General features: G+C 36.0%; 9 protein-coding genes. 4 read left to right on the top strand and 5 right to left on the bottom strand.

Annotated elements, in window-relative coordinates; translation table 11 throughout:
- Positions 1 to 546: 546 nt before the first annotated feature.
- Genes ACED29_RS00195 through ACED29_RS00180 form a run of 4 tightly spaced genes read left to right on the top strand, consistent with a single transcriptional unit; the run spans position 547 to position 5585 of the window.
- On the top strand, positions 547 to 1179 hold the full coding sequence (locus tag ACED29_RS00195) for a TnsA endonuclease N-terminal domain-containing protein (protein ID WP_371696606.1): 633 nt from the start codon (positions 547 to 549) through the stop codon (positions 1177 to 1179).
- Entirely contained in the window at positions 1160 to 3091 is a 1932-nt protein-coding gene (locus ACED29_RS00190) for a DNA-binding domain-containing protein (protein ID WP_371696604.1), read from the top strand. Before ACED29_RS00195 ends, ACED29_RS00190 begins: the two co-directional genes overlap by 20 nt.
- 39 nt (positions 3092 to 3130) lie before the next feature.
- Positions 3131 to 4018, top strand: a complete 888-nt coding sequence (locus tag ACED29_RS00185; protein WP_371696602.1) for a TniB family NTP-binding protein — start codon at positions 3131 to 3133, stop codon at positions 4016 to 4018.
- 7 nt (positions 4019 to 4025) lie between these two features.
- Entirely contained in the window at positions 4026 to 5585 is a 1560-nt protein-coding gene (locus tag ACED29_RS00180) for a TniQ family protein (RefSeq protein ID WP_371696601.1), read from the top strand.
- 217 nt (positions 5586 to 5802) lie between these two features.
- Here the strand turns inward: ACED29_RS00180 and ACED29_RS00175 are convergent, their stop codons facing one another.
- The 5 genes from ACED29_RS00175 to ACED29_RS00155 form a co-directional block, all read right to left on the bottom strand.
- Entirely contained in the window at positions 5803 to 6561 is a 759-nt protein-coding gene (locus tag ACED29_RS00175) for a hypothetical protein (protein WP_371696600.1), read from the bottom strand.
- An 80-nt stretch (positions 6562 to 6641) separates the two neighbouring features.
- Positions 6642 to 7766 carry a hypothetical protein gene (locus tag ACED29_RS00170; protein WP_371696598.1) on the bottom strand — a complete coding sequence of 375 codons (1125 nt, stop codon included), beginning with the start codon at positions 7764 to 7766 and terminating at the stop codon, positions 6642 to 6644.
- A gap of 58 nt (positions 7767 to 7824) precedes the next feature.
- Positions 7825 to 8454 (bottom strand): hypothetical protein, encoded by a 630-nt coding sequence (locus ACED29_RS00165; protein WP_371696596.1) that lies wholly within the window; start codon positions 8452 to 8454, stop codon positions 7825 to 7827.
- A 65-nt stretch (positions 8455 to 8519) separates the two neighbouring features.
- Positions 8520 to 8837, bottom strand: coding sequence for a hypothetical protein (locus ACED29_RS00160; protein ID WP_371696594.1), 318 nt, complete (start codon positions 8835 to 8837; stop codon positions 8520 to 8522).
- Between the two features lie 277 nt (positions 8838 to 9114).
- Positions 9115 to 12138, bottom strand: a complete 3024-nt coding sequence (locus tag ACED29_RS00155) for a DEAD/DEAH box helicase (RefSeq protein ID WP_371696592.1) — start codon at positions 12136 to 12138, stop codon at positions 9115 to 9117.
- Positions 12139 to 12169: the final 31 nt, after the last annotated feature.

The raw sequence follows: 12169 nt of genomic DNA, 5'->3' as shown, positions 1-12169 counted from the left end.
GTTTTACTCTCATAGCGAACAGGCGCTCATCATCAATATGTGTTGCGTCAGAAAATCGATGATCCAAAAAATAATTTTAAAAATAAATCGTGAATAAAAACTTAGCTAAACTGCGTTTTTACGCAAAAACTGTTTCATGTAAAAAACCTCCATAATTCTAAGTTTTCAAATATCCCTCTCAATTATTGAAAATGCCGTAAAATATATATATCAAATAAACCAAATATTAAGTTTTATTTATTTGATATATATATTTCATATTAAATAAACCAATTTCTTGTAAAGCTTTATTAATACAGCAAAACACAAAGAAATCAGTGGTCGATACTGAATTGGTTGGTTTCGCCTTTGGTGATTAAACCTCTTTTCATTATTAAAAAACAATACATATCGATAAATTTATAATAATAAAATAAAAACATAATGGGAGAGCAAATAAATAATCAAACTAAGATTCGAGTTCATTGAAACGCATTGAAAACTTTCCTTTACAAGTATATTTTTCACGAGTAAATTCACATAAAATTCATATTGAGACTGAATAAAATGAAAGAACGCAGTTTACCGAGATACAGTAAAATCCTCCCTCGCATCCAATTTTACTCAATTAAAAATGATTCTACGCGATACTGTGACAGTGAACTCGAAGCTGCGCGATTGCTGTTATTAGAATTTGATGATGAAGTGAAAGTTTATAATACTCAGCCTTCCTCATTTAGTTATAAATCGTATGGAAAAAAATTACGCTATACACCAGATATTATTATTGGGCACAAACAAAAAGGTGTTTATTTTGAAGAGGTTAAGGTATTTGAGAAATTGAATAGTCCAAAAAACATTGATAAATTTAAAATTTTACAAACACTATTTAATAAAATTTGTGAAGGTGGGCTATCAACAATTACAGAAAAAGACATTCATCACGGCGATAAGATAGCTAATTTAAAAAAACTTTATCATTACAAGTCATTAGCGCTTTCTAAACAATGCAAATTACTAATGACTCAATTACCGTCAACACTGACATATTCTGAACTTATTGACTGGGCAGAGCTCAATCAATGTCATCTCTATGACCCAATGATCTTATTAGCAAATTATTACTACTCATTTGATTTAACTCATTTATTAAACGCTAAAACAATTCTGGATATCAGTGATGGCACAATATGTATTTAAAACTGGGATGGTCATAGTCCGCAAAACTCGGCATTACAAGATTGCTATGCTCAGTGAACAATTAGTAACACTAGAATCAATTGATACTAAATCATATCAAGTGGTACAAGTCGAAGAACTGTTATCTGATTATCAAATTGGCACACTGACATTACCCATTGACAATTCAAACTTAGATCGCTCTTGGCTTACAGAAAGTCAAATTGCTGATTTAAAACGATTTAATACATATCTAAACTATCTTGATGTACAAGAATACCCTGGCTCTGATAGTACCCTTAGACTAACAATAGAAATTTGTGCTGATTTATTGAATGAACCGATCAACTTAAGACCATCTATTTCAACGTTAAGACGATGGTATGCCAAATGGTGTAATAATAATAAACAAGCACTGTATTTGTTGAAATCTAGACAAAATGATCCATCTCTTAGCCAAAATAGCCGTTTGGATTACGATATGCGTTTGTTAATAGACGATATTGTCGATAGTTATTATTTAACACAAAACGGGCCCACTGTAGCAAGATGTTATAAAATCTTAATGCAATCTCACCTCCGTCAGGGGCTTAATTGTAAAGTTATTTCACGATCTTCATTTTATCGCGAAATTAAAAAATTAGATGAAATAGAAGTAATTAGACATCGACAAGGTTCTGCTGCAGCAAACGCACATAACCGCTCGGCGAAACATCAATACGAAGTGAATGGTTTGTTTGAGCGATTTGAAATGGATGCCGTACATTCAAAAATTTACTTGATTGATCATAACGGCGATGTTTTGGGTACACCCATTATTTTCTTGTTAATTGATGTTTTTAGTCGCCGCATCACGGGAATGCATATCAGTATGCAATCTGGTGAAACGAATATTGCCGCAGTTAGTGCATTAAGACATGCAATATTACCCAAACCTGTCGAAGATTATCTATTTTTGGACAATAAATGGTCATGTTTCGGTCAACCGATGAGTATTTACGTCGATTCTGGAAAATCATTTATCAATGCTTCATTTGATTCATTACTTGCACAATTAAAAATCCATCGCATAGCTGGGCAAACTCGTCTTCCTTGGAAACGAAGTTTTATTGAACGATTTAACAAAACTTTACGAAATAAATTGATCGGATTACCTGGGTATTTAGGGAAGAGAGTCGATAATTTCACTTATGACAAGCCAGGGCATCATTATGCAACCTTAACGCCTGAAGAATTTGAAAAAATTGTCTGTATTCTCATTAATGATGAATATCACGTAGAGCCACATTCCGGATTAAAAAATAATATCCCAAATGAGATCTGGGATAAAAACATTCGCTACTCTCCCCCTATACTGCCTCCTAATATTGAAATATTTGACAATTACTTAAGAGCACAAAAAAAAGGAACGATTCAAGAATTAAAAGGAATCCAATACTTGCTGCAATTTTTTAACTCAGACGAATTAAAAGGTCTATATAAACAACTAAAAAAAGTAAAACGTCACAAAGAAAAAGTCACTTTTTTAGTTGATAATGATGATGCATCAAACATTCTTGTGATAAATCCCTTAAATCAATCACTACTGAAAATCCCCAATACGCGTAAATCATCAATTGGATGCGGCTTTCAAGAGTTACAAAGCCTATCTGCAAAGCACATACCCAATAATGCTCAACAAAAAATTGATAAAATAACGCAGCAAGCAGTAGCACGTAAAAAGAAAGCGGTTCGTGACAAACAAAAAACAATAAAAAAATCAACATCTGAATTATCAACATTTGATTCAACATTAACTCAAAATGACATTGAGCTAATGATGAGTAAACGAGAGCAAACAAGTCATAAGCAGTTAAATATAACCAGCACCGAGCACACTCTTGATGTACCAAAACCAAGCACACCAAAAATAATAAAATATAAAACTAATTAGGCACTTACTATGAGTTACATTCAACCATTACGAAAACCAATGACAGAAAAATTTTTAAATTGTTCTGTATTTCATTATGACTGCAACAAAGTTATAGAGGGGTTAGTCAGAAGCCTTAAAAGTACTGGCTTAAATCCAGCAGGGTTATTGATTATGGGGGCATCGGGATTGGGTAAAACGACGGCGATCCGTCTTTTTAAAGAGCAGTACAGTAGACCCGCTACTGAAACTCATAGTTATCAAACCATTGTCCCAGTGATCACTCCCGAAAATGGCACAGTTAAGAGCATGACATGTGCCCTGCTTAAAGCGCTTGGTTGCCCGACACCGGATCGCGGCAGTGCCCATAGCATGTTCATTCGAGCAGTTAAATTAATGGAAAATCTGGAAACGAAAATCATTATTTTTGATGAAATACAGCACCTAACAGAAAAAAATGCGCAAAAGAAAACCAAACCAGTGATCAATTTTGTCAAAAACTTAATGTCAGAAACGAACTGTCCCGTTGTGTTAGTGGGCATGCCAGACGCTAAAGATTTACTCGAACTAGATGAGCAAATCGAAAGACGTTTTTCAAAGACCATCATGCTCAACCCATTTAGTATGAATAATGAAAAGGTAAATCACGATTATACTGATACCGATCTGTTTTTCTCATTTCTTCATACGATTGCTGACATCATGCCCATCGACACCATTAATATTGAAGACCCCGTTGTTGCAAAACGCATTCTGGCTGCAAGCAAAGGAAAAATATCAATTATTATCAAAATTTTAGAATATGTCATTGAAAATAATGAAGGCGAATTAGCGACATTATCTGATTTTTCGAGAGCATACAGTGAAATATCTGATTATGACATTCAGTACTGTCCGTTTATAATTACCACAAAACAGCTCGAAAAATTATATTTTTTAGAGGGTTAAGTCTTTCATGCTACCTATCCGATTAAAGCCCATCAAATCAGAATCACTCAATTCATATCTGTGTCGACTCGGCACCGATAATGGTTGGGAAACCCTAGCTGAATTTTTAACGACAATGCAAATCAAGCAATCCAAAATCGACCGACATTGCGATTTCGAGCAACTGGCTCGTTTAACGCAACAACCCATTGATCAATTTACATCGCTGCAAGATAAGTTCTATCAACAGATGCCTGGACGGATGTTTTATACTCAATCGCCGCGATTTTGTCCTTGCTGTATTCAGACCGAACATTTTATAAAACGACATTATCATGACCAATCCAATGTATTTTGCACACAACATCAGTGTGAGATTATTGATAGCTGTCCCTGCTGTCAGAAACCGTTTGAGTGGAATGCAGATTTATTTACTCAATGTACTCACTGTAAGCAAAAATGGTCTGAGTTAACGATTGAAACAGCATTCGATGTGAAATATCAAGACTGGATCGAGTCAAGTTACCTTGAACAACATTTGGGCTTGCTTCATAAAGCTATCACCTTGTTAATCTACCCAACCGATCTGGATCCCCTGCCGCTGACGCATAAATTTAAAGTCAATAATCAGTATATTATGGAAGCGTTCAATTTGCTTCAAGGGAAATACCATCATCTTTGGCATAAACGTTGTGTAGAAGATCGTGATTACCTTTCATTCTTTGATAAGCGCCTGGTGTTAGCGCCGATGACCGAACTGATGGCAACTGCTGGTTTACCTGTCGCATCTACTCATCATATCAAGTGCTGGCCTGCATTTACATCCGTTGACCGTATTGATAAACACCCCAATATTACTGTCGCTCTAAAAGACAGAGTGTCGTCATTTAACATCAGACAAATGCTCGGTTTAACGGCAACGCAACTGAGTTTATTTGAAGATAGTGCTCATTTTAAGAGTTTGTATCACGTTTCAAGTAAAAGTCATAAAATGTATGACATGAGACAGATCTGTGCTTGGTTATCGGTTCGAATGTGTAAAGAAGAACTAAATTACTATCCAGCGATCAGCTTTAATAAATTAGCAATGTTAAGCGGAATAGATCTTAAGACAATCATAAAAGCGATCTATCAAGGACAATTTAGATTCACGTTGAAGAGCGTCCAGCAACAACTGACACTGATGTTAGCAGAAGATGATGTCAAAGCATTTATTTCGCATCATGAAGTGTTTGAAACTGATGAGCATAAAAGTTACAAATGGGTAGCAAGGCGATTAAGAATTCAAGTCAAAGCAGTTAAAGAGCTAGTAAAGCCAGGTCTGCTTGCGCTCACACGAGCACGAGACATTAACAAAGACTCCCTTAGCGTATTCTTGCGCCAATACTCTACACTGCATCGCTTTTGTTACTTGCACAGTTTACATCGAAATAGCGTCGAAAAGGTGATGAGAGATATTAACATGACGCCAATACTCAGTTCGCAACAATGTACTTTATTAACACATGCACAATTAGCAGACTTACTACAAAGAGTCGAAAAAGTGCCTCGATGCCACCTGACTAAGCATGAAAAATGGGTGCTTTAACTCAATATCAGCGTCAACCAGCACAGACTCAGTTCGGTACCTTTTTTGAAGTGAAAATCGTTTCAAACTTTCAGTGGCGAAATGGCTGTTAACGGCGAGTTAATCGCTCAAAACAGCCTTTTCCCCTTCCAAATTAGCTCAATGTGTCATTTATAATAGCAAACAACGCTATTTACCATAATCACGAATTGTACGCTTATGACTAATATCGAAGTAGTTATTCCGGGGAAAGATAAACACTATCATTGAAAAATGATTCACTAAAAATTCGAATCTCATTCCTTTCTTTAAGGAAATCACACAATGAACTTAACTTTGACAGGTTGCGACTGTCCCATACTAATCGAGGGATCCAAGTTTTCAATATGGGTATTTCGTCAGTACCGTGTGTGCAAGGTATATAAGCATTACTGGTAACGATTATGAAGTCATCACTTTGGGCATTAATATAATTAGAAAATTTCATAGGTTGTAATTCTTCACTGACGATGTCAGTTAAAGAACGAAGGTCAAAACGATGATACCTCCTCATTAACCTAACTAAAGCATGTTCCGTTAAATAAAACAAAGGAGTGATATTATTTATATTGGGATCATCCACTTTTAACATGGAAAGAAACTGTATTTTAACCATTTCACATGAAACAGGGTAAAGGCGCTCACCTTTTAATGTAGTCACCCCATTGTCATCTATATTGATCCATCCAAGAGAAATATAATCAGTAGCAGCCCTCTTAGCGCTTTTATCTTTAACGATCTTATTTATAAGACAATTTTTCAAACCTTTATCGTTGATTTCACAGATCATTTTAAATATTATTTTAACATGTTTTAATTTTCTTTTTTTGCGGTACGTATGAGTAACATTTGAATAAACTGCAATAAACTGCTCACGTGCCTTTCTCATTTCCCCTTTTAAAATTGCTCTTGCATGATTATCATCGTGTACTTTTAAGCTATTCGTTGTTGAGTCCATTCGTATACCTTCCATAGAGAGGTGTTATTTACAAACCATTTTCTTAATTCATTTTGCAATGTCGAAGACTTGAAATAGATTTAAAAACCAGTCAGTTCAATTCCATTGTGACTGATGTATACCAGTTGATTTCCCGCCGACTGATCTATCATTTGTTGTAAACGGCTTCTTGGTAAAGGTGTTCGATGACCATCTAGACAGAAGAAACATGCAGGCAAATTATCGCAACCTTTTGACTTAGCCATTGATTGCCAATTATGGAGTTTTTCAATGTCAGCGACATATTTATTCATTCTAGCCTTAACTCCAAGACTGTTCATAGCATTGCTACCTTTAACTTCAATAATGGATTTAATATATTTTAGCTTATGGGCATCATTGGACATGTTCCTATTCCCATTTTTATATAAGTTGAACAATCCATCAAAATGTTCATCAAATAAAACAAGATCGGGTCTATCATGCATAGTAGAGCCCGATTTCTTAGCAAATGAAAAATAAGTTTCTAGTGAAATCTGCTTGGTACCTAAACCAGAGTTTCTAAATAATTCATAAAGAGCTGCGGTTGTATTGGCTTCGTGACCATTGACTTTACGCAGTGTTGATACCATTTTATTAAAATGACTGTTGTTTGGGTTGAAGATTTTTCGCATATCTAAATTACTATTACTACTTGATAAACTTACTTTCTCATTAGACTGAGTATTTGTTAAAGGTGCGTAGTAAAAATAATTTTCCCCTTGGCAATAATATGCAAATGAGATGTTTCTAATACGACATTGGTTGTGAACCTTTTGTACTAGACATGGTGAAAGCGCTCTACCTAATTCAGGCATATCAACACATATAAACCATGCTTCAATACCGTCTTTGGCTTCTTGTTTAAGTTTATCCATATCAGTGCAATAACCATCAAAAGAAATTTCGTCAGCTAGTGCATTTCTATTACCATAAGCCCCACCTTTAACTTCTATAAAACATTTGGGTTTAATATTAGTACCATTAAATTGCCCATTTATAGATCTATCAAAAACGACAAGGTCAATTTTTTTATTTGCGATTGAATGTTCTCTTGCTACTTGTGTGGATGGTACCCCAGATTGAACGATATGATAATATATCAAGGCATGTAGAACGTCTTCTTTACCGCAAAATTCACTAGCATCACCAAAAATCGCTGCTAATATTTTCTGATTTAATATCATAGGTTCCTTCCTAATAAGCGTGAAATATACTTACAAAAATCGAAGTTGATATTACCAGTTATAGTTTTACATCATTTAAAAAGTCTTGATAATAGGCTTTATGCTCCCCAGCAAAGTTATTCATGCCGGGTTTAGTTAAGCAACCTTTGGGTGAAATGAAACTGCGAATTATTTTCTCTGGTTTTTCACACCAACGAACGTTAAAAGCTGCATATTTAGGGAAGAAGTATAAAGAAGAATAATTGGGTATATTGTCATGAATCCACCATGCTAGAGCTTGCCAATCTCCTGTTTTTTCATAGTATTCTATAAATGAATTGACAACGATACAGGCTGTTGCACCTACCTCTCCATTAACGCCCTGAATATCCCATATATGATGCGCAAAGTTTTTTTCATTTTTAGCACAATTATATTGATTGTTGTTTTCTGCTCCTTTGGCGTTGACTGCTGATGATCTATATCCTGACCGTATAGATATTCTTCCTAATGCCATTTGTATTGGTTCAAGTACGTTTTCACATAATTGAGTACCTGATTTGATTGCTAATTCAGGATTATCGGGAATATTAGGTATCATTTCTATCTGAGAAATCTCGGAATATAAAAAATCCCGCATAAAGAATGATTTAGATAGCCTCACTCTGCCTAACGCCTCTAAAGATTTAACTGTCTTTGGTTTGCGCATAAAATTCTTCCTTGATAGAGACTTTTTTCGATTTTAGTTTTATTTAATTCTAATAGTTCACTTTATTAGCTTAGGTTGTAATGGCATTTGTATGAGAAAGTAGCAAATCCATTTTGTTTAATGAATTGAACGACACTGGGTAAATGAGTGCGCAGCACATAAGCAGCTCGTAAGCGAGTGTCATTCATTACTAGCTCTTCAGTGAGTTCCTCAGATTGACTTAATGCGTGCTTAATATCTTCAAACGAATAAAAAGCTAATCCTATTGAAAAATAGTCTCCGGCAAATTCTCTAATTTGAGCCTCAGTTCCGGATGCGATGACGTAGGTAACGCCTTCACCAGTTGCAAAATATTCTGAAATACCAATGCATTGCTTTCTCATAGCGCCACCATTGAATTAATTGATTTCTTCTATAAAGCTATGTTTCAGTTGCGGAATTTTTATCTAGCGAACTAATTTTTTGTAAAGTCCATGATCCATTTTTATTATCAATCCATTCGATAAGATCACCTTCTTTCCACTGAAGCTCGTGTTCATATACTGATGGGATCCTAAAAAAAATCTCGCCCTCATCATTCTCTTCTAGTTTGACCTGCATAATTACCTCAAAAATCAAATTAACTATATTTATTTATCACTATGTCACTAAATAAAATTTCTACAAGCCCATTGAAGACAAAAGCTCATGTTCACTGACTGCTTCAGGGGTTACCACTGCATCACTTAACATTGTTTTCTTTGCTAGTAACTTGTCTAAATTCACATCAAACGAATCATATTCAGGATGTAATAGGCAGGGTAAGTGAATAAATACAGGTTTTTTCTGGCCGATTCTGTAAACCCGGTCTGTTGCCTGGGCTTCTTTTGCAGGATTCCAATGGCGCTCTAGATGCACTACATGATTTGCGCCAACAACGGTCAATCCTACGCCAGCAGCAACAGGTGACATAATGATAATATTAAAGCCTTCTCTCGACTCAAAGTCAGTAATCATTCCTTTACGAGACAGTTGGTCCTTCTTCGTTGCAATCGCTTTACTGTCGCCATTAATGACATGAATTTGCAACGCATAGATTTTGTCTAAGCAAATTTTAAGAACTGCCTGAAGTTTTTTAGTTGTCGCAAAAATAATGACTTTTTCTTGTTTGTTTTTTATATCTGCCAAGGTATCTATCAACATAAGCAACTTTTCAGATTCCTGCATTTTATGCAGCGCTTCTTTAGCGGTATTTGGTGGCGCTTTAAAAATCTCATTCAGTCTTGGGTGTAAACTAACCGCTCTTAATTGCTGAAGCACTGCTAAAGCATGAGTGCCGCCCTGTTCCTTTGCTTTAGCTTTTCTGTAGTCTTCAACAATTTGGTTATATCCAAGTAACTGACCACCGCTCATATTACGAGCGAGCTCGGGTGTAAATAACATATTGTCTGCAAGATCTTTATGAATACCTGTTTTTATTGTTTTCTTTGGCATTCCAGTTAATTCTTCTTCCTTGGTTCGGCGTAACATAAACTGCCCAACGGAGGTGCGTAAATCATGACCAATGTCTAAGCGAACCTCCGCTTTTTCTTCATCATTAGCATTGCTAATTGGTTTTATCCAACGATCTCTAAAATAGCTCCAATCACCTAATAAACCTGGTTGAGCAGTGTCCATTAAACACCAAAACTCACTTAAGCTGTTTTCAACCGGCGTTCCTGTGGCTAGGAGTTTAAAGTCAGCTTTTAATGCCTTCGCCGCACGAGTAGCTTGAGTATTAGGGTTTTTAATATTTTGTGCTTCATCAAACACTACAATCCCCCAATCAATCACGCATAAAGAAAACTGATAATCTCGTATAGTCTGGTAAGTAGTAATAACGATACGTCTATCCATATCTAAGCGTTTCGTAGCTGCATCAGCACCCACGTGCAAGGCGTAACGAATAGATTTATGATCAGCATGTGATTCATTCATCACAGAAGTAAGCTGCATAGACTCTCGTTCAGCCCCTTGAACTTTAAACTCTTTCAAATCCCTTGCTGACTGTAATACTTTTATATCTCGAAATGGCGAATGCTTAAACGTTACTGCCACTTCTTGCTCCCAGTTTTCTAATAAACTAAGTGGAGCGACGATTAAAATAGGCTTTTCAGATTTGTTGTTTTGTTTTTGCATAGTTAAATATTCGGCTAACATCACTAGCGTCATATAGGTTTTACCTAATCCCATATCATCGGCTAATAAAGCGCCTTGAACGCGATACATATCGTCATAATTATCTAATTGTGAAGATTTAAGTAACGACAGCATCCAGCTAATACCAGACTCTTGATGAGGGAAAGGGGTACGAGCTAAGTTAGTTCGATCAAAACTAATTGTTCGGTCTAACTGTGCGACCTTATTTACAATATCTTGATTATGATCTTCTGCATCTTTTAGCAATAAAGACACTTGTTCTTTACGGTCCGGAATATCATCAAAACCAGGTAGGTCAGAGTCATTAATAGGATTTGCTAAATTGTCCCTTACCTCTGCAACCGCTTCATTTACACGCTGCTCATCACGAATATCAATGATTTCATTATCAACAATGACACTGTCGGCATTTTGACCTTTAGCTTGCTCGTAACTTTGTTCAAAAGAAGCTATATCTTCTTCACATTCAAGCAGTCTAACTAAACGCTCTGGAGGTTCACTCGCAGCATTAGTTGAAAACCAGCCGTTACTTCCATCATTATCTTGCCCAAAGGGAATATGAACCATCTTCCCGATACCATAAACACGAATGGAAAAACCTAAATCAAGATTAAGAATGGATGCATCTAAAAAAGCGGATGGTGTTTTAATAAATTCTGCGACTTTGTGTGCTGGAATGGTCCGATTTTGCAATACTTCTTTTATGGCTTGTTTTTTATCATCTGACAACAACACAATGCGATCTTTTACTCGCATTACCTGTCCGTCACCTTGTAACTGAGCAAATCGATTTTGCAGATCTTCAATCGATGAGCCATCACCAAAGCTTGGGTTAAGCTCTAAGCTACCATCTGCTTTTTGGTTAGCGGTAACAGTAATTTGCTCTGGTTGGACTAAATCAAATTTATCAAACTGCTTTAAATCGAGTTTTAAACCGTCTTTAACCGCTTGCTGCAACCTAGCGATAGCCAAAACATTATTAAGTTCAGTGCGGTCATCTGGTGTAAGAGATGAATGATCTTCTACAGCTAAAACAGCAATAAACTGCTCAGGTGTCATTAAAAACTGTGTTTGTTCACTAAAAGCCAGTATGGGCCCTTTTCTTTTGACGGGATATTTTTGATGACCAAGCATTGTAAACAACTGCAATGTAAAACTACTTTTCGTTGTTCTGCCTTGAATATCAATGTCAAAATCGTGACTACAAAAAGGTGGCAGTCCAAGTACTTCTGCATCTTCTGGATCGAGTAAACAAGCTTGATCGCTATCCACTCTAAAGCCATTAGGTATCGTTTCTGCAATGTCTCTTTCCTGCAGCATTTTTAACACAACATGCGCAATGAGCTGACTGCCGCCGCCCTCACCTTTGTTTAAACAATGGTAAGAAGCCTCGTCAGTTACGAAGTTAACGCCATATGAGTCATACACTAAGGAATATCTATCGTCTGCTAAATGACTATTTTTATTGTTAGGCAAAAGCCCTTTTATCAAGCTAACAAGTGACATGGTTGTATTAATTCCTTTCAAATATTACTAG

Source organism: Shewanella sp. 5S214, assembly GCF_041439795.1.
Classification (GTDB): domain Bacteria; phylum Pseudomonadota; class Gammaproteobacteria; order Enterobacterales; family Shewanellaceae; genus Shewanella; species Shewanella vesiculosa.
The sequence above is the reverse complement of the archived record's forward strand: the minus strand, read 5'-3'. Positions and strand labels throughout refer to the sequence as shown.

Coding starts and splice junctions, on each gene's coding strand:
- ACED29_RS00195 (WP_371696606.1), top strand. CDS start 547: ATGAAAGAACGCAGTTTACCGAGATACAGTAAAATCCTCCCTCGCATC.
- ACED29_RS00155 (WP_371696592.1), bottom strand. CDS start 12,138: ATGTCACTTGTTAGCTTGATAAAAGGGCTTTTGCCTAACAATAAAAAT.
- ACED29_RS00180 (WP_371696601.1), top strand. CDS start 4,026: ATGCTACCTATCCGATTAAAGCCCATCAAATCAGAATCACTCAATTCA.
- ACED29_RS00190 (WP_371696604.1), top strand. CDS start 1,160: ATGGCACAATATGTATTTAAAACTGGGATGGTCATAGTCCGCAAAACT.
- ACED29_RS00170 (WP_371696598.1), bottom strand. CDS start 7,766: ATGATATTAAATCAGAAAATATTAGCAGCGATTTTTGGTGATGCTAGT.
- ACED29_RS00175 (WP_371696600.1), bottom strand. CDS start 6,561: ATGGACTCAACAACGAATAGCTTAAAAGTACACGATGATAATCATGCA.
- ACED29_RS00160 (WP_371696594.1), bottom strand. CDS start 8,837: ATGAGAAAGCAATGCATTGGTATTTCAGAATATTTTGCAACTGGTGAA.
- ACED29_RS00165 (WP_371696596.1), bottom strand. CDS start 8,454: ATGCGCAAACCAAAGACAGTTAAATCTTTAGAGGCGTTAGGCAGAGTG.
- ACED29_RS00185 (WP_371696602.1), top strand. CDS start 3,131: ATGACAGAAAAATTTTTAAATTGTTCTGTATTTCATTATGACTGCAAC.